The 19511-nt window shown below is 71.4% G+C and carries 21 protein-coding genes; 7 read left to right on the forward strand and 14 right to left on the reverse strand.

Translation table 11 applies throughout. The features are described from left to right. The 5 genes from FJY74_07505 to FJY74_07525 form a co-directional block, all read right to left on the reverse strand. Positions 1-645 (reverse strand): TldD/PmbA family protein (locus FJY74_07505; GenBank protein ID MBM3308154.1); only part of this gene is annotated, 645 nt, incomplete at its 3' end. A 71-nt stretch (positions 646-716) separates the two neighbouring features. After that, complete coding sequence (locus tag FJY74_07510) at positions 717-3041, reverse strand: alpha-glucosidase C-terminal domain-containing protein (GenBank protein ID MBM3308155.1); 2325 nt, start codon at positions 3039-3041, stop codon at positions 717-719. A 40-nt stretch (positions 3042-3081) separates the two neighbouring features. Next, positions 3082-4299, reverse strand: coding sequence for an NAD(P)/FAD-dependent oxidoreductase (locus FJY74_07515; GenBank protein MBM3308156.1), 1218 nt, complete (start codon positions 4297-4299; stop codon positions 3082-3084). Positions 4300-4328: 29 nt separating this feature from the next. Next, on the reverse strand, positions 4329-4487 hold the full coding sequence (locus FJY74_07520) for a rubredoxin (GenBank protein MBM3308157.1): 159 nt from the start codon (positions 4485-4487) through the stop codon (positions 4329-4331). After that, on the reverse strand, positions 4484-5002 hold the full coding sequence (locus FJY74_07525) for a ferritin family protein (GenBank protein ID MBM3308158.1): 519 nt from the start codon (positions 5000-5002) through the stop codon (positions 4484-4486). Before FJY74_07525 ends, FJY74_07520 begins: the two co-directional genes overlap by 4 nt. 816 nt (positions 5003-5818) lie before the next feature. Here FJY74_07525 and FJY74_07530 point away from each other — a divergent pair. From FJY74_07530 to FJY74_07545, 4 genes are read left to right on the forward strand one after another with little or no spacing between them, the layout of a single operon-like run. After that, on the forward strand, positions 5819-6823 hold the full coding sequence (locus tag FJY74_07530) for an ATP-binding cassette domain-containing protein (protein MBM3308159.1): 1005 nt from the start codon (positions 5819-5821) through the stop codon (positions 6821-6823). Further along, a complete protein-coding gene (locus tag FJY74_07535; GenBank protein ID MBM3308160.1) occupies positions 6820-7536 on the forward strand; it encodes an ABC-2 transporter permease in 717 nt (238 codons plus the stop codon). The genes FJY74_07530 and FJY74_07535 overlap by 4 nt, the downstream gene beginning before the upstream one ends. A gap of 7 nt (positions 7537-7543) precedes the next feature. Next, positions 7544-9181 (forward strand): GldG family protein, encoded by a 1638-nt coding sequence (locus tag FJY74_07540; GenBank protein MBM3308161.1) that lies wholly within the window; start codon positions 7544-7546, stop codon positions 9179-9181. Continuing rightward, a complete protein-coding gene (locus FJY74_07545) occupies positions 9178-10116 on the forward strand; it encodes a DUF4340 domain-containing protein (GenBank protein MBM3308162.1) in 939 nt (312 codons plus the stop codon). Before FJY74_07540 ends, FJY74_07545 begins: the two co-directional genes overlap by 4 nt. A gap of 52 nt (positions 10117-10168) precedes the next feature. On the opposite strand, the gene FJY74_07550 is transcribed toward FJY74_07545, so the two are convergent. Together FJY74_07550 and FJY74_07555 are read right to left on the reverse strand one after the other, a co-directional pair. Then, positions 10169-11086, reverse strand: a complete 918-nt coding sequence (locus tag FJY74_07550; GenBank protein ID MBM3308163.1) for a cation transporter — start codon at positions 11084-11086, stop codon at positions 10169-10171. A gap of 28 nt (positions 11087-11114) precedes the next feature. Continuing rightward, positions 11115-12482, reverse strand: a complete 1368-nt coding sequence (locus FJY74_07555) for a M20/M25/M40 family metallo-hydrolase (GenBank protein ID MBM3308164.1) — start codon at positions 12480-12482, stop codon at positions 11115-11117. Between the two features lie 346 nt (positions 12483-12828). Here FJY74_07555 and FJY74_07560 point away from each other — a divergent pair, with 346 nt between their 5' ends. Then, complete coding sequence (locus FJY74_07560; protein ID MBM3308165.1) at positions 12829-13575, forward strand: response regulator transcription factor; 747 nt, start codon at positions 12829-12831, stop codon at positions 13573-13575. Here FJY74_07560 and FJY74_07565 read toward each other — a convergent pair. From FJY74_07565 to FJY74_07590, 6 genes are all read right to left on the reverse strand, one after another. After that, a complete protein-coding gene (locus FJY74_07565; GenBank protein MBM3308166.1) occupies positions 13559-15136 on the reverse strand; it encodes a hypothetical protein in 1578 nt (525 codons plus the stop codon). The two genes, FJY74_07560 and FJY74_07565, sit on opposite strands and share 17 nt — an antisense overlap. Before the next feature lie 24 nt (positions 15137-15160). Beyond that, positions 15161-15886, reverse strand: coding sequence for an NTP transferase domain-containing protein (locus FJY74_07570; GenBank protein ID MBM3308167.1), 726 nt, complete (start codon positions 15884-15886; stop codon positions 15161-15163). Positions 15887-15941: 55 nt separating this feature from the next. Beyond that, positions 15942-17081 (reverse strand): hypothetical protein, encoded by a 1140-nt coding sequence (locus FJY74_07575; protein ID MBM3308168.1) that lies wholly within the window; start codon positions 17079-17081, stop codon positions 15942-15944. A 42-nt stretch (positions 17082-17123) separates the two neighbouring features. Next, positions 17124-17261: a hypothetical protein gene (locus tag FJY74_07580; protein ID MBM3308169.1), complete on the reverse strand. Its 138-nt coding sequence runs from the start codon at positions 17259-17261 to the stop codon at positions 17124-17126. 39 nt (positions 17262-17300) lie between these two features. Then, positions 17301-17696 carry a hypothetical protein gene (locus FJY74_07585; GenBank protein ID MBM3308170.1) on the reverse strand — a complete coding sequence of 132 codons (396 nt, stop codon included), beginning with the start codon at positions 17694-17696 and terminating at the stop codon, positions 17301-17303. A gap of 158 nt (positions 17697-17854) precedes the next feature. Next, on the reverse strand, positions 17855-18511 hold the full coding sequence (locus FJY74_07590; protein MBM3308171.1) for a hypothetical protein: 657 nt from the start codon (positions 18509-18511) through the stop codon (positions 17855-17857). A 127-nt stretch (positions 18512-18638) separates the two neighbouring features. On the opposite strand from FJY74_07590, the gene FJY74_07595 reads away from it, so the two are divergent. Further along, positions 18639-18902, forward strand: coding sequence for a DUF2007 domain-containing protein (locus FJY74_07595; protein MBM3308172.1), 264 nt, complete (start codon positions 18639-18641; stop codon positions 18900-18902). 15 nt (positions 18903-18917) lie between these two features. After that, positions 18918-19361, forward strand: coding sequence for a PaaI family thioesterase (locus FJY74_07600; protein ID MBM3308173.1), 444 nt, complete (start codon positions 18918-18920; stop codon positions 19359-19361). A 59-nt stretch (positions 19362-19420) separates the two neighbouring features. Here the strand turns inward: FJY74_07600 and FJY74_07605 are convergent. Beyond that, positions 19421-19511 (reverse strand): PEP-CTERM sorting domain-containing protein (locus tag FJY74_07605; protein MBM3308174.1); only part of this gene is annotated, 91 nt, incomplete at its 5' end.

Consider the following 19511-nt stretch of genomic DNA (forward strand, 5'->3'; position numbering starts at 1 on the left):
GATGCGCGCGACGTGGTCGGCCATCTCGTCGGCGGTCGCGGCGGCAAACAGGTCGCGCAGCCCGCCCGTCACGCCGACGCCCCGGAACGCCGTCGTCATCTCGTCGCCCTCGCCGGCGACGGCGCCCACGGCGAACTCCGCCTTCGTGTCCTCGATGTGCGCGTCCGCGCCGTCCGTGGAGACGATCCACTTGCGGTCCACGATCTCCGAGTACCGCGCCGAGGCGGACCTGATCGCCGCGGACGACGCGCGGATGCGCGCCTCCGCCCCGACCGCGAGCGCCGTCTTCTCCTCGGTCGAGCGCGCGGCGAGATCGGCGGCGTCGCCGGTCCGGAAGTCGCCGACGGCCAGCGCGCAGTCCTGAAGGCGCGCGACGCGCCTCGACCGCCCGGCGGACGACGCGCGCGCGGCGGCGACCGCGTCGTGCGCGGCGCGCGCGACGTCCGCGCGCTCGAACGACGCGGCGCTCGAGAACCCCCAGGTGCCGTCCACGAGCACGCGCGCGCCGACGCCACTCACCGTTCGGAAAGCGGCCGACTCGACGACGCCCTTCCGCACGAGCACGGACAGCGCCCGCCGCTCGTGCGCGCGGAGCTCGAGCCAGCCCGCGTGGTTCGCCACAATGTCCTGCAGGACGTCCCGCATGCCACACTCCCGCTCGCCGAGCGCCGCCCGCGCGCCCGGCCCGGCCTCGCGCTCGGCTCCTCGCCCGCGCGTCACCTCTCGCCGACGAACACCCGCCCCGAGAGCGGGGGGAGCGTGACGGCGAGCGTCCCGTCCGCGCCGACCTCGACGCGCTCGCCGCTCAGGGCGTCTTCGAACGCCGCCGGCCGCCCGCCGCCCTCGACCGGCACGGCCACGGTGGCATGCTCGCCGCCCGCGTTCAGCACGACGACGGCCTGCTCCCCTTCGTGTGCCCTCCGGTAGGCGTACACGCGTCCCTCCGCGAGAAGCGTCTCGAACGAGCCGTGCGCGAAACAGGCGTGCCCGCGCCTCACGGCCGCGAGCCGTCGCACGAGGTCGCGCACCTCGACGCGGCCGCCTTCCTCCCGCCAGGTCCAGCGGAACGGCCGCCTGCAGTCCGGGTCGCCTCCCCCCTCCATCGCGATCTCGTCGCCGTAGTAGATGGTCGGCGCCCCGACGTAGGTCATGGCGAACAAGAACGCGAGCTTGAGCTTCCGGACGTCACCGCCGACCGTCGTGAGGAAGCGCTCGGTGTCGTGACTGCCGATGAGGTTCATCATCGCGCGGACGCCCTGGTCCGGGTAGATGAGCCTGCCGGGTGCGAGCGCGCGGTCGAAGGCCGCGGCGTCGATTCTCCCCCGCGCGATGAAGTCGAGCACGGGGTCGCGGAAGAACTTGTAGTTCATGACCGCGTCGAAGCCGCGCCCGTGAACCCACTCCGGCGACGGCCCCCACAGCTCGCCCACGATGTACGCGTCGCCCTTCGCGCGCCGCACGCGCTCCCGGAAGAGCTCCCAGAACCACGGCGGGACCTCGCCGGCCACGTCGAGCCGGAAGCCGTCCACGCCGGCCTCGGTCAGCCAGGAGACCGCCGCCGCGAGCAGGTGCTCGACGACGGACCAGTTGGGCCGCGCGTCCTCGATCCTGTGCGCGCCGTGCTCGTCGCCGCTTCTCCGCGAGAGGTCGAAGTTGAGGTTCGGCATCTGGCCGTACCCCCACCAGCAGTCGTAATGGTCGGTCGCGCGCGGCGGCGTCGACACGAGGTCGCCGGGGACGGGCCACGCCGCCCACTCGTACCAGTCCCAGGTCGGCGAGGCCCTGCCCCTCAGCCTCGCGTCGGTGAACGCCCAGAACGTGTGCCCGGTGTGGTTGTACGCGAGGTCCATCACGACCCGGATGCCGCGGTCGTGGCACGCGCGTACGAACGCGGCGAACTCCCCGTTCGTGCCGAGGTGTGGGTCGATGCGCATGTACGAGGCCGCGTCGTACTTGTGGTTGCTTCTGGCCTCGAAGAGCGGATTGAAGTAGATGGCGGTGACGCCGAGGTCCGACAGGTAGTCGAGGTTGCGCCGGACGCCCGCGATGTCGCCGCCGTAGAACGAGTACCAGTCCGGCTTGCCGTCGGTCCGGTACGGGCTCGTCGAGAGGCCGGCGACGTCGTACCAGTCGCGGACGAGGTGGAAGTGCTCCTCGTTCGTCCTCCCCGACGGCGGGAGGTCGCGCGCCCCGTCGTAGTACCACTCGGAGAAGTCAGGGTCGTTCGACGGATCGCCGTTGGCGAACCGCTCCGGGAAGATCTGGTAGAAAACCGCCTCGCGGGCCCATGCCGGTGTCTCGAAGACCGCCACCTCGGCGGGATCGACGCGGAAGGACCCAGACGCCTGCGCGACCGGCGCGAACCCGTTCGGCCCGAGGGACAGCGGCGCGCCGCCGTCCTCGAACACGAACCGGTACGCCGTGATCGCCCCGCCCGGGAGCTCCGCGTCGGCGGTGTAGTAGTCGTGCGTGCCGTCGCTGTCGAAGCGCGTCATCGGCACGACCGTCTCGCGTCCGTCCCTGAGGAGCACGAGCCCGACCGACGCGACGTCCCCTGCCCACGCGCGCACGCGGAACGTCGTCACGCCGGAGGCGGACACAGCGAGCTCCCACGCCCGCTGCGCGTGCCCAAGACCGTCGGTCAGAATGGCCCCGTCCCCGCGCCCGAGAACGACCTCATCGAAGGAGTCGTCCACGACGATCACGGAGTTCCGCCCGCCGAAGCCGTCGGGATGGAACTCGCGGGCGGTCTCGTCCGTGATCCACTCGCCGTCCGCGACGAACTTGTACTGGTAGCGGCCGGGCGCCAGCGGCACGACGACCCTGAACGCGTCGCCGTCGCGCGCCATGGGGGTGGCGTCCACGCTCCAGCCGTTGAACTCGGCCGCGAGGAACGCATGGCGCTTCTCGGCCGCCGGGCGGAAGACGAAGGGGACCTTCCTGAGTTGCCCCGCGCCTGCCGCCGACGCCAGCGCGGCCGCCGCAAGGAGCGCGAGCAGGACCGCCGCCGGCCCCGCAGCGACCGCCCGTCGGAATCGCATCGTCAATGGAACCTCCCGGGCCTGGCCGCGCGGACGACGCTCACGCCGCCTTGAGGGTCGCGGCGTAGTCGAAGTCCTCGCGCACGATGGCCTCGCCGTGGCGCTCGACGGAGATGGCCCTCTCGATCATCGCGCCGAGCTCGCGGACCCCCTTCCGCGAGCCGATCACGATGGCGCCGATCACAATGCCGTCCTTCGTCACGACCTTGCGGTACCGGCGCCCGTCCGCGTCTTCCTCGACGAACTCCTCGCACGCCGCGTCCGGACACGACGGGACGCCGGCGGAGAACACGTCGACGCCCGTGATCTTGAGCGTGGCGGACGGCACGACCTCGCAGCGCTTCGGCGACTCGTCGCCCGCGATCGAGCGGCCGGCGGCGTCCGCCTGCGCGAGGGCGACGGGGACGATCCCCCAGCTTCGCCCGTTGTGCACGGCGACGTCGCCGGCGGCGAAGACGTCCGGAACGCTCGACCGCATGTCGCAGTCCACGACCACGCCGCGGTCGACCTCGACGCCGCTGCCCGCGAGGAACCCCGACGAACAGCGGACGCCCGTCGCGCAAAGCGCCAGGTCGGCCGGGAGCAGCGCACCTCCTTCGAGCTCCACACCGGTCACTCGCGAGCCGCCCTTCACCGCGACGGTCTTCCCGCGCCTGGCGATGCTGATGCCCAGGCCCTCGATGAAGCGCTCGAGCACGGCGGCCCCGCGCTCGTCGAGCTGCCGAGGCAGGAGCCGGCCGGAGTTCTCCACGACGGTCACCTCAAGCCCGCGCGTCCGAAGCGCCCGCGCGCACTCGAGCCCGAGAAGGCCGGCCCCGATGACGACGGCCGCGTTCGAGCGCGACGCCCAGTCGCGGACGGCGAGCGCGTCGTCCGCCGTCCGGAGGCTGAGGACGCCGGGCGTCGTAACCCCGTGGATCGGCGGCACGAACGGGTCCGAGCCGCTCGCGATGAGCAGCCGGTCGTACGGCACGGCCGCGCCGTCGTCGAGAACGACGCGCCGCGCGGCTGTGTCAACCGAGCTCACGGCGCGCGACAGGTGTACCTCGATGCGCCGGGACTCGTACCACTCGGGGGGATTGGCGAGGATGTCGGGGATCTCCAGCGAGCCGGCGAGCACCTCGGGCAGGCGCGGCCTGTAGTAGTAGTGGTAGGGCTCGCGCGTGTAGACGGAGATCCCGGCGTCGGGGGTGCGCTCCCGAATGACGCGCGCCGCCGTCACGCCGGCGACGCCGTTGCCGACGATGACCACGTTCACGGGCTTCCGACCTCCCACTGCGCGGGGGTTCAGGCTTCCTCGAACTGGTCCTTGCCGGCGCCGCAGATCGGGCACACCCAGTCGTCGGGGAGGCTCTCGAAGGGAGTGTTCGGTGACACCCCGCTGTCGGGATCACCGACCGCGGGATCGTACACGTAGCCGCAGATGAGGCACCTGTACTTCCTCATCGCTTGCCCTCCCCGCGGCCGCTCTGCTTCCGCAGCGCCTCGAGCCGCTTCGAGATCTGGACGACGTGGCTCTTCTCTTCAGCGACGAGCCGCGCGAGGGCCTCGCGGGCCGAGCGCTTCTTGTTCGCCTTGTAGGCCTCGGTGTAGTAGAGCACCGCGTCCTTCTCCACCCGGAGCGCGAGCTCGAGGGCCGACTCCGGGTCGAACGTCATGCGACCGAGCTTCTCCATCTCCCGAAGGTCGCGGAAGATGCCCCCGTCCACGATCGAGCACACGTACCGCGACACGTCCTCGTCCTGCTCGACGGGCGCGGCGCCCATCCCCCCCGCCGTCTTCATCTGCATCGACTCGAAGTAGGCGTAGTGCGCCTTCTCGTCCTTCGCGAGGCGCTGGAAGACGCGCTTCGTCTGCGGGTCCTCGGCCTTCTCGGCCATCTTCGAGTAGAACTCGAGGCCCGCCTGCTCGATGCACAGCCCGACTCGGTAGACCTCATCCTCATTGAGGTACTGGATCATCCGACGCCTCCTCCTTCGAACCGCGACGCCTTCACAACCCGGTCTCGTCCAGACGGCCCCGCACCGCGAGCATCTGCGCGACCGACTTCTGCATGCGAGGCTATCCAAGCGGATGCATGGATGTCAACAGGAGCGTCCGCGGAACGGGGCGACCTGCGGACATAGTGAGGCCTCCGAGAGCACGGTCATGTTCGAGCTGGGCTGCGGCTGACGCTGACTGCCTACCACCGTCTATTCTAGCCCGTCTTCGCTGACGTGCCCCCAGAGGCCTGGTCAAGAACGCTGCGGCCGACGGATGACTCCGTCGGCCGCGTGTTCACATCGTGTCTCCCCCGTGGGTGACCGCGAGGCGCGTGCCCGCGTCGCACACACACGCCGCGCGTCGGGTCGCGGCCTGCGGTGCTTCAGCCACCGGGACGCACCCACTTCGATCCGTCCAAACGACTGCTGCGGGATCGAACATCGTCGCTGTCGCTCCTGCGCTGCTCTGTCGAATCCCCGGTTGTCGCGCGAGACGCTCGTTCGGAGGTCCGGACGCTCTGTCACTCGGTCTCTGCTCTGGTGGACGCAACCATTCGTAACCCCGTGGGCGGCTCCGGTCAAGAGATTTCCCCATGCGTCACCTGCTCGAACTCGGTGAGAGGACGCTGTTGCCCGGGGCCATCGTGAATGGCAGAACACTAATCCACAACTTGCCCATCCCCGGTCCATGGCGCATAATGGCGTCGAGCACCTGACCGGTGCGCTTGGAGAGCCCCGATGCCCCACCATGCCGGCCCGTCAGCCCAGAGCACCGAACCTGAACGCGGGCCGGTTGTGAGCCTCCGCGGCATCACGAAGCGCTTCGGGACGGTCGCCGCCGCGGAGGACGTGTCCTTCGACGTGTTCGGGGGCGAGGTCGTCGGCTTCCTGGGACCGAACGGCGCCGGCAAGACGACGACGATGCGGATCCTCGCGTGCTACATCGCGCCGGACTCCGGAAGCGCGACCGTGGCAGGCCATGACATCCGCGATGAGGCGCTCGAGGTGCGCCGCCGCATCGGATACCTCCCGGAGAGCGCGCCGCTCTACCTCGACCTCTCCGTCTCCGAGCACCTGTCGTTCATCGCCGAGCTTCGCGGCATCCGCGGCCGCGAAGCCGTCGCGCGCATCGGCCGGATGATCGACGTGTGCGGGCTTGCCGACGTCGTCCACAGGGATGTCGGAGAGCTGTCCAAGGGCTACCGCCAGCGCGTCGGCCTCGCGTGCACGCTCGTTCACGACCCCGACGTCCTCATCCTCGATGAGCCGACGACGGGGCTCGATCCGTCCCAGATCGTAGAGGTCCGGGAGCTCGTGAAGCGCATCGGCAGGGAGAAGACCGTCATCCTGTCGACGCACATCCTCCCCGAGGTCGAGGCCGTCGCCGACCGCGTCGTGATCATCGCCGACGGCCGGATCCGGGCCAGCGGGACCCCCGACCAGCTTTCGCGGGCAGCCGCGGGAAGCAGAGCGCTGCGCGTGTCGCTCCGCGCCCCCGAAGCGCGGGCGCTCGAGGCGCTCTCGGCCCTGGCGCAGGACGGCGACGCCCGGAAGATGAGCGACGACGCGGACGGCTTCGCCACGTATCGCGTCGCGGGCGGCGACCTCGCGTCCTTGTCCGACGCGGTGTACGAGCTGGCGAGGGAGCAGGACTGGCCTCTGCGCGCGCTCTCGCAGGAGAGCGCAGGTCTCGAGAGCGTCTTCCTCAGGCTCGCGATGCGGGACCCCGTGGACGAAGGGGACGGCGCCGGAGCACGTGGGTTCCCGACGGCTCGGCGCGAGGAGGACGGACGCCCATGACGTCGGCGATCGCGATCGCGAGGAAGGAACTGCGCGGGCATTTCAACTCCGCGGCGGGCTACGTCTTCCTGACTGCCTTCCTTCTTCTCACGTCGTGGTTCTTCTTCCGCAGCTTCTTCCTTGCCGGGCAGGCGACCCTCCGACCGTTCTTCTCGATGATGCCGTGGGTCTTCCTGCTGTTCGTCCCTGCGGCGGCCATGCGGTCGTGGGCGGAGGAGCGCAAGCTGGGGACCGACGAGGTCCTGCTCACGCTGCCCGTGAGGGACGGCGAGGCGGTTCTGGGGAAGTTCCTCGGCGGCCTCGGCTTCCTGTGCGTCGCGATCGCGCTCACCGCACCGGTTCCGGCGGTCCTGCTCGCGCTCGGTGACCCGGACCCGGGGCCTCTCGTCGGCGGGTACGCCGGGCTCGTGCTTCTCGGCGCGGCGTATCTCGCGATCTCGCTCTTCGCGTCGAGCCTCACGGAGAGCCAGGTCGTGGCGTTCGTCGTGGGGGCGTCCATGTCGTTCGCCCTCTTCATCGTCGGCGAGGATGTCGTGCTCGTGGCCGCGCCGCGATGGCTGGCGCCAGGACTTCGTTACCTCGGCCTGGGACAGCACTTCGCGAGCATTTCGCGCGGCGTGTTGGACACGAGGGACCTCGTGTACTACGCGGTCGTCGTGGGGTTCTTCCTCTACGCGAACCTGAAGGCGGTCGAGGCGAGGAAGTGGAGGTAGGAAGCGGATGATCGGTCCCGCGGAGCGCGCCAAGCTCAGGGCCGCTGCAGGGGTCGTCGGGGTCGCCGCGGCGCTCGCCGCGGTGTCGCTCGTCTCCCTCGGCCGCTTCGCGCGCGTGGACCTCACCGAGAAGAAGGAGTTCACCGTCTCGAGGTCGACGAGGGAACTCCTCGCCTCGGTCGGCGACGTCATCACGGTCACGGTGTACCTGAGCGACGACCTCCCGCGACACCTCACCGGGTTTCGCACGCGGATCGAGGACGTCCTCGACGAGTTCAGGGCCTACGGCGGGGAGCGGGTCCGCGTGAGCGTCGTCGACCCGGCGCGCGACGCGGAGACCGAGGCGCGCGCGCAGCAGTCGGGCGTCATGCCCGTCCAGTTCCAGGCGATCGAGAAGGACAGGGCCGAGGTGCGCGCGGCGTACGCCGGCATGACGGTGCGGTTCGAGGACCGTCTGGAGGCGATCCCGTTCATCGGCGACCCGGGCCGCCTGGAGTACGACCTCGTGTCGGCCATCCTCAAGGTCACGATGGAGCGACGCCCGGTCGTCGGCGTCCTCGTCGGCCACGGCGAGCGGTCGATCGGAACCGAGTACTCGGCGGCCGCGGCGGCGCTCGGCGAGACCTACGAGGTGCGCGAGGTGAGCGCCGGCGACCTCGCCGTCGGGACTGATGTGATAACGCTCGTGGTGGCCGGTCCCGGCCACGCGCCCGACGCCGAGCTCTTCGAGATCGACCAGTTCCTGATGCGGGGCGGGCGCGCGCTCTTCCTGCTGGACGGCGCGCGGGTCCTGGCGACCGGAGAGCTTCGAGCGGAGACAGGCCCCGGCAACGTGTTCGACTTCGTCGGTCGATACGGCGCGCTCGTGCAGCCCGACCTGGTCGTGGACACGTCGAACGCGCCCGCCGCCTTCGTCTCGGGGCAGATGCGCATGATGGTCCCCTACCCGTACTGGCCCATGGCCGTGAGACCGGGCATCGCGAGAGAACACCCGGTGGTCGCCGGCTTCGACGCGCTGCCGTTCCCGTGGACGTCCTCGATCAGCGTCGCCGAGCCGCCACCCGGAGATGCCGAGATCACGGTGCTCGCGAGGTCGTCGGAGCGCTCCTGGACGGTCCCGGCGTTCTGCGACCTCAGGCCCCCGCCGGAGCTCTCTCCCCCGCCGGAAGCTGCGGAGGCCATCGCGGCCGGAGCGGGCGGGCGCCTGCCGCTCGCCGTCGCGATCTCAGGGCGCCTCACGAGCGCCTTCGCGGGCGGCCCGGTGATCAGGGAGCGGGACGGAAGGGTGGAGTTCACGGACCCCGAGGGACGCATCTCGACCGGCGCCCCGACGCGGCTCGTCGTCGTCGGGAACGCGCGGATGTTCGACAACGCGCTGCTCGGGGAGTTCGAGAGCAGCCTCCCGTTCCTTCTCAACATCGTTGACTGGCTCACGCTGGGCGACACGCTGGCGGAGATCCGAGCAAGACAGGTCACCGACCGACCGCTCAAGGGCGTCGGCGACGGCGAGCGGGCGCTCGCCGTCGCGCTCGGGAGCTACGCGGGCCCGGCGGGCGTCGTCCTCGCCGGGCTCGCGCGGGCCGCCCGGCGCAGGCGCCGCGCGAGGGCGCCAGGCGCGCGGCGGCCGGAGGCCAGGCAGCCGTGAAGCGCCGGAAGGTCATCGTGCTCGCGCTCGCGCTCGCCGCGGCGGCGTACCTCCTCGTCAGGGGGCCGCTCGGCCGCGGCCCGGGCGCCGGGAGCGGCGGAGCGCCGCTCCTGCCGGCGCTCGCGCCGGCGGAGGTCCACCGCGTGACCGTGGTCGCGCCCGGCGGCCGCGTCGCGCTCGCCCGGCGCGGCGACGACTGGCTCATCGAGGGGCTCCGAGCGGGGCACGCCGACACCACGCTCGTGCGCAGGGCGCTTTGGTCCGCGGCCCGGCTCTCGCGCGCCGACGTCGCGTCGGTCGTCGCCGGGAAGCACTTCCTCTTCGGCGTGACCGACTCACTCGGAACGCGGGTCTCGCTGGCCGGCCCAGCGGGGACGGTCGAGTTCGTCTTCGGAAGGCCCGGCCCACGCGACATGGGGACGTGCGTGCGGGTGCCGGGAGACGACCGCGTCTACCTCGCGCCGGGCGCGCTCGCGTCGGTGTATCCCGTCGAGGCGGCGGCCTGGCGCGACCGGAGGCCGCTCAGGTTCGATGTCCAGGCGACTCGAAGACTCACCATCGGGGGCGGCGCGCCCCCGGTCTCGCTCTCCGTGCGCGACGACGGCCGCTGGCACATCGAAGGCCCCGGTGGCGGGCCGGCCGACGTGAAGGCGGTCGAGCGCGCGCTTCTCTCCCTCGCCGCGCTCAGGGCCGTTGCGTTCGCCGACGATCGGACGCCCGCGGAGTGCGGGCTCGATCCCGAAGGCGAGAGGCGGCCCGCGCTCGTCGACATCGGGCTCGCGGACGGGCGGACGCTCCGCATCCTGTTCGGGAAGCTCGAGGGCGAGGCCCGGCCGGCGATGACGCCGGACCGGGAGACGATCTACGTCGTGCCGAACTCCGCGCTCGACCGCATCCTGGCCGGGCCCGACGCTTTCGCGGCCCCGGGGCGGTGAGCGCGATCGCAGGTTGCGTCGCGGCGAGGGCCGGGCCCCGGCCGCCCGCCGCTCACGCCAGGATCCCCTCGTGGACGTCGTCCTCGGGCTCGACGTGCACGACGACCTCGACGATGCCGTGCTCGCACTCGAGGAGGCGCCGTGTGACGAGCGAGGCCACGTCGTGCCCCTCACGGACCGTGAGGTCCGGGCTCACGTGGATGTGAATGTCCACGACGACCTTGCCCCCGATGCGGCGGGCCCGCACGGTGTGGTAACCCCGGACGCCGTCGGTCGTGGCGATTACCGCTTCGATGGCAGCCTGCGTCCGCGCGTCGGGCGCGCGGTCCACGAGCTCTCCCCCGCTCTCGTACAGGATCTTCGCGCCGATGACGCCCAGGAAGCTGGCGAGGACCACCGCGGTGACGTGGTCGATGAACGCCCAGCCGGGGCCGCCGACGGCGACGGCCGCAAGGCCCGCGGCGGCGGCCACCGAGGTCCATGCGTCGCTCCTGTGGTGCCAGGCGTTCGCGACGACCGAGACGTCCCCCGCGCGCCTGCCCACGCGGGCGGTCTGGCGGTACATGCCCTCCTTCACGGCGATCGAGGCGACGGCGATCCAGAACGGCGCCGTCGCGCTGACCGCCCGGTCCGCCTCGCGGAGCGTGAGAATGCCCTTCACGGCGATCCACGCGGCGGTGGCGACGAGCGCCGCGCCGACGAACATGCTCACGAGCGTCGTGAAGCGCATGTGGCCGTAGTGATGGTCGGCATCCGCGGGCTTGCCGGAAACGCGGAGTCCCGCGAGCACGGCGGCGTCCGTGACGAGGTCCGAGAGGCTGTGCACGCCGTCGGCGATGATGGTCTGGCTGTTGCACAGGATGCCGGCGGCGACCTTCGCCGCCGAGAGCGCGAGGTTCACGACCACGGAGAGCCAGGTGACGCCGCGGGGCGTCGACAGGCAGGAGTGCGTGTGGCGGTCCGGCTTCACTCGCGTGTCCCTCGGGCCCCTGGGCGCTCTAGGCGGTCGCGAGGTTCGAGAGGAAGTGGATGAGCGCGGCGATGCCGCGGTCCCACGTGGGCAGGTGGAGCCGCTCGTTCGGTCCGTGCACGTTGTCGCCGGGGAGCGAGAAGCCCGTCAGCACCGAGTCGGTTCCCAGCACCTTCTGGATCTCGCCCACGGCGTTGATGCTTCCCCCCTCGCGGTGGTACACGGGCGGCTTCTCCCAGACCGTCTCGAGCGCCTTGGCGAGCGCGCGCACGCCGGCGCTGCCGCGGTCCGTGAGCGACGGCGGGTGTCCCCGCGCGTTCCTGATCTCCCAGGACACGGTGTCGGGCGCGTGGGACGCGACGTGCCGTTCGAGCGACGCCGCGAGCTCCTCCGGGACCTGGTCGGGCACGAGCCGCATGGTCACGAGGGCGACCGCCTCCGCCGGGATGGCCGACTTCGGGCTGCCCGCTCTCACCTGGACGACGTCCAGCGCCGGCCGCGCGCTCACGCGTTCGGTCGGCAGGAAGCCCGGCTCGCCCCAGAGCCGCGGGACGCCCGCCTCCTCGACGTAGGCCGACTCGCCCACCGGCAGCCGGGCCATCTCCTCGTGCTCCTCGGGCGAGATCGGCCTCACGCGGTCGTAGAAGCCCGGGAGCGTCACCCGCCCGTCCTCGTCGTGGAGACTCGCGATGAGCGACGACAGCGCATGGATGGGGTTGTGAACGATGCCGCCGAACCCGCCCGAGTGGAGGTCGCGCCGCGGCCCGCGAACGGCGAGCGCGCACTGGTGCATCCCCCGCAGGCCGTAGACGATCGTGGGGATCTCGGCGCCGAGCATGCCCGCGTCGCAGTTGAGCGCGAGGTCGCAGGCCAGTCGGTCCGCGTGCTCCTTGAGGAAGGGACCGAGGTTCGGCGATCCGATCTCCTCCTCGCCCTCGATCAGGAACTTCACCGTCACCGGGAGCGCGCCCGTGCTGAGCGCCGCCTCGGTGGCCGCAAGGCACGCGATGATCTGACCCTTCATGTCGGACACGCCGCGCGCGTGGAGGTAGTCGCCGACCTGCGTCGCGGCGAACGGGTCGGTCTTCCAGTCGCCGAGCGGGTCCGGCGGCTGCACGTCGTAGTGGCCGTACACCATGACCGTCCCCGCCGGCTTCCCGACGGCCGGAGCCTCGGCGAGCACGACGGGATGTCCCGCGGTCTTCAGGACCTCGACCCTACGGAACTCGAGGACGCGGAAGCGGTGGGCCATCCACTCGGCGGCCGACCGGATGTCCTCCACCCTGGCCGGGTCGCTCGACATGGACGGGATGCTCGCGAACTCCGAGAGCTCTCTCAGGATGCGCTCCCGGTTCTCCGCAGCGTAGCGCAGAGCCTGCCACGGCCATGAGACCATCTCTCGCCCCCCGCGCCCTGAAGGTCCAGTCCCGCGCGGCCTTGCCTCCCCCGTGCGCCATGTGGCGTCGCTCCCCGTCGTTCCGGGGAGCGGCGCCGCAACACTCTACCCGACGCACCCCCACCGGTCAAACACGGCCTGCCCGGCGGCGGGCCCGCGCAGCGGTCATGAGCACAGCTCATGAACTGCGGGCCCGTGGCCGCCAGAGGGCCCGCTTCTCGGAGCGAAGCGGCGCCCGGATGGCTGCCGCCGCGCATGAGGTTTCGGCACGCTCTTTGCAAACTCGATGCCAGCAAGCCCGATTCGCGACGGTTCAAGGGCCGGAAGACCCCTAGCGCGAGGCCGCATGCCCAGCTGCAGACGAGTCATGATCGTGGAGCGCGACCCCCAGGCGAGGGCCCGGCTGGTCTGCGCTCTCAGAGCGTCCGGATACGGCACGGTGGAGGCCGGCACGGGACGCGAGGCGCTGCGCTCCGTGCAGATGGAAAGGCCGGACCTCGTCCTCGTGGGCGCCGTGCTGCCGGACATCGGCGGCAGGGACCTGGTGCGCATCCTCGAGTCGGGCGACCACGGAGAAGGCGTGCGGGCGGTCATCACGTCGGGGCCCGGAGCGTCCGGCGACGACCACCACGACGACGACGAGCACCACCTGTTCCGCTGGTCCCACGTGGACCAGGTGGTCACGCTTGTGAACTCGCTCCTCGACGACGGCGCCCCTCCCGATCCGGCGGCGCTCTCGCAGCCGGTCGCGGCCGGACCGCTCAGGATCGACCCGGCGCGGCTGACGGCGCTCGTGGACGGCAAGACGATCGCGCTCACCCAGAGGGAGTGCCGCTTCCTTCAGGTTCTCGCGCTCCATGCCGAGCGGACCTGCACGCGGGACGAGATCAGGAACCTCGTCTGGGACGGAAGCGAGCACGTGATCGGACGGACCGTGGACGTGCTGGTGAGCCGGCTCCGCAGCAAGCTCCACACCGCGACGGGGCGCGAGGTCGTGGAGACCGTCAGGGGCATCGGCTACCGCCTGTGCGGGGCGGGCGGATGCTCAGCCGCGGACGAGACAACCGGCGCGCTGCCTACCGATACTCGTTGAACCCCTTCTCGATCTCTCTCCGGTAGACCATCGGGTCGATGCCCTCGTGCCCGATCAGCCGCGCGATCTCGACGGGCGAAAGCTCGGCCCCGTACGCCCAGAGCTCTCTCAGGAAGTCCCCCGCCTCGGTCCTGGTCCACCAGGCTTCGCCGAAACGCTCGCGCAGCACCGCGCGCACCTGCGCGGCGAGGAACCACGCCTCGAGGTAGTTCACGCCGTAGAAGTCCTCGTTGCTCGACAGGTACCCGAAGTCGGGGTGGGCCAGCGGCACCAGCCGCGCGGTCTCCATGCGCTCCCTGTACGCCGCCACGAGCTCCTCGTCCGTGAGGCCTCCCCGGTGCAGGGCCCGCTCGTACCCGAAGAGCGCCGCGTAGTACCGCGCGCCCGCCAGGTCGTCGAACAGCTGCTGCCGCAGGAACCGCGTCCTCACGGCGGCGTCCGGAATGAGCCCGCTCGTCTGCAGGAAGAGCGGTTCCGACAGGAGGCCCTCGAGCAGATACGCGTGGGTCTCGGTCGTGCCGTAGTCGCCGAGCCTGAGGAACTCGTACTCAGTGACGGTCGCCAGCGCGTCGTGGAGCGCGTGGCCCATCTCGTGGAACAGCGTCTCGTAGTCCGCTACGCCGCCCAGAGGCTTCATGAGAATGCGCACGTCCTTCCCCGGCCGGACGGGGTACGCCGCCGCCCGCGGTTCCTTCTCCGGGCGATCGCTGTCGTCGATGCTGATGGCGGGGATCGCGCTCAGGTCGATGCCCATGCCGGCGAGGGTCCGGCGCATGAGCGGCAGCATGCGCTCGGGCGGGAAGTACCTGTCGTACTCCTCGCCGCGGAAGAGCCGCCCCCGGTCGTAGTCGCTCACCTCCGCGACCCCGACGCCGAACACGCGCCGCGCCGCCTCGTTCGACAGCTCCCAGTACATGTCCCGCGTGCCGCTCAGGAACTCGCCGGCCTGGCGCTCGAAGTCGTCGAAGTCCAGACCCCGCCGCTCCGCCTCCATGGCGTCGAGGTCGGTGTAGCCGTAGCGGCGCAGCTCTTCGCGTCCGAGGCTGACCATCTCCGCCCGCAGCGGGTTCGTCGTTTTCACGTCGAAGCGTCCCTGGGCGATGTACAGGCTCTCGCGACGCGCGCTGTCGGTCTCGTTGAAGAGCCTCACGCCGAGATCGCGGTAGGCGATGTCCTCCCCGTTCACGCGCACGACGCCCTCGGCCTCGAGGTCCGCGATGCGATCGCCGATCAGAGCGAGTTCCCGGTAGGCGACGGTGCCGACGATGTCGAAGAAGAGGTAGTCCAGCTGCTTCCGCGCTCGCGGGCCGGCCTCGCGGTCCCGCAGCTTCGCGACGTGCCTCGCAAGGGCCGGATCGGCCAGGTCCTCGTACTCGGACATGATCTCCGCGACCCTCGAAGGGCTGCCCCGGGACGACGAGTCGTACAGCGCCTCGAGGATCCTGGCGCTCATCTCGTCGGCGCGCACGCGCACCGCTTCCAGATCATAGCTCTTGCCGCAGCCGCTCACGGCGACCGCGAGCGCGAGCGCACCGAGAGCAACCCGCGTCCATCGAGTCATCGGAAGGCCTCCACTCGAAACGCGCTAGCGCGGCCCGCCGCCGACTTCGTTGTCGGCCGCGGCCAGGTCCTCGGGGGTGCCGACGTCGCGCCAGTACGACTCCATCCTGAACGCGCGCACGGAGCGGCCGTCCTCGATCATCATGCGCACCGCGTCGGTGAGCTCGTACTCCCCGCGCGGCGACAGCTCGAGGCGGGCGGTGTAGCTGAAGAGCGCCGGCGCGGCGATGAAGATCCCGGCGTTGACCCAGCTCGTGCCGAGCGCCCCCGGCGGCGGCTTCTCGATGATGCGCGTGATGCGGTCTCCATCGAGCGTCACCGCGCCCCAGCGGCTCGGATCGTCCACGGAACGCACGGCCATGAGGAGGTCCGTCCGCGTCCGCGAGAAGTCCTCGGTCATCGCCGGGTAGACCGCGGGCTCCGTGACGATGTCCCCGTAGGTCAGGAAGAAGGGGGTGTCGCCCGCGAATGCCCTCGCCGGCTCGGCGGCCCTCCCCGTCCCATCCTGGACCTCCTGCACGAAGTAGGAGATGCGCACACCGACGTCGGCGCCGTCGCCGAAGTAGGCGCGGACGCGGTCGCCCCGGTGGCCGACGACGATGGCGGTCTCGTCCACGCCTGCGCCCAGGAGCGCCTTGAGCAGGTGCCAGAGCATCGGCCTGCCGCCGATCTCGACCATGGGCTTGGGGATCGCGTCGGTGATCTCGCCCATGCGCGTCCCCTTCCCCGCGGCGAGCACGATGGCCTTCATGCGACACCTCCCAGGTGGCGACCGTCCGGCTTCCTACCACGCCGAGGGCCGGCGCCTAGAGGTCGTACGAGACCGTCAGATAGAGGCCGTAGTTCGAGATCGTGCCCCCCATGCCGTCCACCTCGTGGCGCTCGCGCACGACGGCGCCGTCCAGAGCGTACCCGCTGAACCGGTACGAGCCGCCGATGCCGGCCGCCCACTGAGGCATGCCGCCGTCGGCGGCATCCGGGGCGACCCTCGTCGCCCCGCCGGCGCGCAGCGTCAGCTTCCCGCCCATGAGCGCCGCCTCGGCCCCGAGCGCGACGCTCGCGACGGACCCGTCGAACTCGTCGCGCCGGCCGTCGTTCTCCTCGTAGGCCGAGAGCGTCGCCGTCGCGGCGCCCCAGCCCTCGTTGAGATAGCAGCCGTGCAGCGCGATGTCCTTCGTCGCGCGCACCGTGAGCCCCGCAACGATCGTCGGCTGTGTGTGCGACGACCCCGTGCGCCCCACGTCGTCATACCAGTCGCCCCGAACGCCGATGCGCGTGCCCCACCGGTAGCCGGCTCCGAGGGTCACGCGGTCGGTGGCCTCGTAGGTGATCCCGGCGGCCATTGAGGTCGCCGAGCCCGTCACCTCCGCGGTTTCCAGGGTCTGCCCGACGGCCTCGCGAACCGACTCCGTCAGGTTCACGAGCCCCGAGGCGAACCCGATGGACCCCCGCCCGTCCCGGCCGATGCGCGTCCCGAACACCATCTCGAAGTACCGGAGTCCGCCCTCGAACGTGCCGTCATACAGCTCGCGCCCCGAGGCTTCGCCGACGGTCCCCGTCAACCTGAGACTCCTCGATGACGGCGCCGTGTACCCGAACCCGAACACCCACGAGCCCGACCGCTTGACAGCGGCCACCTGCGAGAGCAGGAAGGCGCCGTCCTCCGCGCTCAGGCCCTCGGCCCCCTCACCCAGGTGGTCGCGTGAGGTCGTCACCACGCGCGCCGTCGCCTGACCGGACACGGCACGCACGTCGGCGACGCAGGCTGGATTCCGGAAGAACGACTCCAGGCCCCCGGTCGCGGCCCCAGCACGGCACAGGGCCGCCTCGCCGGCGTTCAGGAAGTGCCCGTACGTGCGCGGGGGATCGCCCACGTCCACGGGCGTGAGAGCGGAGGAGGCGGTCGCCAGGACGCACAGGGCGGCTGTCACCAGGAACGGACGCATGTCTCCCCCTCTCGGACTCCCTCGGCCGTCAGCACGGCACGCCTACCGATACATCGCCTTGATGCTCCCCCAGCTCCGCGCCTCGACCGGGCTCTCGACCGACGCGAACGAGACGTAGTCCACCATGAACAGCCCCCCCGAAACGTGCTCGACGAAGAAGATGTAGGTCCCTTCGTCCACGCAGATGTCGCTGCTCCCGGCAGCGTCGAAGAAGGGGCCTCAGCCGAACCCCCACCCGGTGGCGGTGAACGCGGAGGTCACCGACCCGCCGGGGGCGGATTCGTCGAGTACCTTGACGTTGAACGAGACCGTGTCGCCGTATCCTGCCTGGTAGATGACGTGCGGCTCGTAGCACCCGGAGCGCAGGAAGTCGACCTTCAGCATGATCCACTCGCCGGGGACGTCCAGCCCGCCTGCCGCGTATCCCTGACTCGCGCCGGAGCACCACTCGATGCGGATGTCGGCGCCGCCGAGGTTGTGCCACGCGTAGCTGACGAAGTCCTCGCCTTCCACGTACACCGGCGTGTCCGACACGCCGACGACGGCGCTCACGGCGATCGTCGCAAGCGCCGCGATGCCTGTCCACACACCGAGATACCTAACCGACCGTCTCATAGTGCAGCTCCTGATGCGCGTTCTCCCCACCAGTGCGGCCGCTCTGACCCCGTGCCCCGCCCGCGGCCGGCGAGCGGGCGCCATGTGATTCTGATGCGTGCGATGCCTCGCCGCTTCCGGGCGCGACGTGCTGGCAGGGACCCCTCGCGAGCGCGATCTCAGATCCCCTGCCGGTCCGAGGGAAACCCGCGCCGCCCGGAGTCTGCGACACGACCGAGCGGCCCGCGGCCCGCCCGTGCTCCGGGCGCCAGCAGCACCCTGTCGACGAAGCACACCGTGGCCGCGCCGAGCCCGACGTGGAGCGCCGCGAGCGCGAGGAGCGCCGCGGCCGCCCTCGCCGAGGCCGGGTGGTCTCCCCCGATGAGGGGCGCGATCGTGAAGCGGAATACCGCCGCCGGCCCCAGGCCGGCGAGATACCCCTGGACCACGAACGGATGGGCGAGCGCCCAGAGGAGCGCGAGCCCCCCCGCGGCCATCCGCCTCGGGCGCGAGCTCAGCGGCCCCGAGCTCAGCACGGCCTCGACGATGGCCGACTCAGCAAGGATGCCGATCGCCGCGAAAAGGGCCCCTCCGAAGCCCGAGGCGAGCCGGATCCCGGCGGTCGTGGCGCCGATGAGCAGCGACGACCACTCGCGGGGCACGCTCGCCCTGGCGGTCAGAAGCACCGCCACGCCGCACGCGGCCAGGGCCGCGCCTCCGAACGGGATCCGCCAGGCCTTGATCATGCCGCCGAGGGTGATCTCGACGACGCTCCAGAGGGCCGCCATGAGGCCGAGAAGCGCGATCTCGCGGTTCGAGAAGCGCCGGGGACGCATGGTGAATGTGGTATCACATGCGGGCGGATCGGTCAAGGCCCGCGGCTGCGCCTCGCACTCACCGACCCGCGTGGGCTATACTGCTGCGCGGATGTCAGACGGCAGTACGAGACGCGAGGGGGCGAGCATGTCGGAGCAAGTGAGGGACCGCGGCGCGGATCTCCGCGTCGTGTACACGGCCGGCGGCGAGATGGAGGCGCAGGCGATCAGGTCGATGCTCGAGGCCGCCGGCATCCCGGTCGAGCTTCGCATGGAACCCGCCACCAGGCTGTACGCCGTCACCGTCGACGGACTCGGAGCCGTCGGCATCGCCGTGCCGGCGGACCGCCTCGACGAGGCGCGGACGCTGATCGAAACGCCCGCCGCGCCGCTCGACGACGGCGGCGACTGAGACGAGGGGGCTGCGATGGGCACGGACGACGGCATGTGCTTCGCGTGCGGCACGAGGAACAGCCGCGGCCTGGGCCTCCGGTTCGACTTCGACGGCGGCGAGGCCGCGGCGGACGTCGTGTTCGACGAGGCGTTCCAGGGCTACGAGGGCATCGTGCACGGCGGGATCGTCTCGACCGTGCTCGACGAGGCCATGGTGACCGTGCTCAACGAGATGGGTGAGCTCGCCCTGACGGCCGAGCTCGTCGTCAGATTCGTAAGCCCCGCCCGGGTCGGCGAGCCACTGCGCGTGACGGGACGGCTTGTCGCGGGACGAGGGAAGCTGCGGAAGCTCGAAGCGCTGCTTGCAAGGCCCGACGGAACCGAGGTGGCCCGCGCGCGGAGCACCTACGTCAGGATCGGCCGGCTGCGGACCAAGCCGGCGCAGGGAGCACCCGACCCCGCCGGGCGGATGCCGTAGGCAAAGAAGAAGGCAGGGGCTCGCGCCCCCGCCTCCATGAGACCCGTGCCGAGAACCGGCTAGCCCCGCACACGCCTGCGCAGGACCGCGCCGGCGCCCAGGAGACCCGTTCCGAGCAGCAGCAGCGTCGAGGGCTCTGGGACCGGCGGC

The sequence above is a fragment of the Candidatus Effluviviaceae Genus I sp. genome, from assembly GCA_016867725.1.
Lineage (GTDB): Bacteria > Joyebacterota > Joyebacteria > Joyebacterales > Joyebacteraceae > VGIX01.

Excerpts from the sequence above, each read along its gene's own strand:
- FJY74_07540 (MBM3308161.1), top strand. The coding sequence starts at position 7,544 with ATGATCGGTCCCGCGGAGCGCGCCAAGCTCAGGGCCGCTGCAGGGGTC.
- FJY74_07520 (MBM3308157.1), bottom strand. The coding sequence starts at position 4,487 with ATGAGGAAGTACAGGTGCCTCATCTGCGGCTACGTGTACGATCCCGCG.
- FJY74_07570 (MBM3308167.1), bottom strand. The coding sequence starts at position 15,886 with ATGAAGGCCATCGTGCTCGCCGCGGGGAAGGGGACGCGCATGGGCGAG.
- FJY74_07525 (MBM3308158.1), bottom strand. The coding sequence starts at position 5,002 with ATGATCCAGTACCTCAATGAGGATGAGGTCTACCGAGTCGGGCTGTGC.
- FJY74_07585 (MBM3308170.1), bottom strand. The coding sequence starts at position 17,696 with ATGAGACGGTCGGTTAGGTATCTCGGTGTGTGGACAGGCATCGCGGCG.
- FJY74_07555 (MBM3308164.1), bottom strand. The coding sequence starts at position 12,482 with ATGGTCTCATGGCCGTGGCAGGCTCTGCGCTACGCTGCGGAGAACCGG.
- FJY74_07535 (MBM3308160.1), top strand. The coding sequence starts at position 6,820 with ATGACGTCGGCGATCGCGATCGCGAGGAAGGAACTGCGCGGGCATTTC.
- FJY74_07600 (MBM3308173.1), top strand. The coding sequence starts at position 18,918 with ATGGGCACGGACGACGGCATGTGCTTCGCGTGCGGCACGAGGAACAGC.
- FJY74_07595 (MBM3308172.1), top strand. The coding sequence starts at position 18,639 with ATGTCGGAGCAAGTGAGGGACCGCGGCGCGGATCTCCGCGTCGTGTAC.
- FJY74_07510 (MBM3308155.1), bottom strand. The coding sequence starts at position 3,041 with ATGCGATTCCGACGGGCGGTCGCTGCGGGGCCGGCGGCGGTCCTGCTC.
- FJY74_07590 (MBM3308171.1), bottom strand. The coding sequence starts at position 18,511 with ATGCGTCCCCGGCGCTTCTCGAACCGCGAGATCGCGCTTCTCGGCCTC.
- FJY74_07560 (MBM3308165.1), top strand. The coding sequence starts at position 12,829 with ATGCCCAGCTGCAGACGAGTCATGATCGTGGAGCGCGACCCCCAGGCG.
- FJY74_07575 (MBM3308168.1), bottom strand. The coding sequence starts at position 17,081 with ATGCGTCCGTTCCTGGTGACAGCCGCCCTGTGCGTCCTGGCGACCGCC.
- FJY74_07565 (MBM3308166.1), bottom strand. The coding sequence starts at position 15,136 with ATGACTCGATGGACGCGGGTTGCTCTCGGTGCGCTCGCGCTCGCGGTC.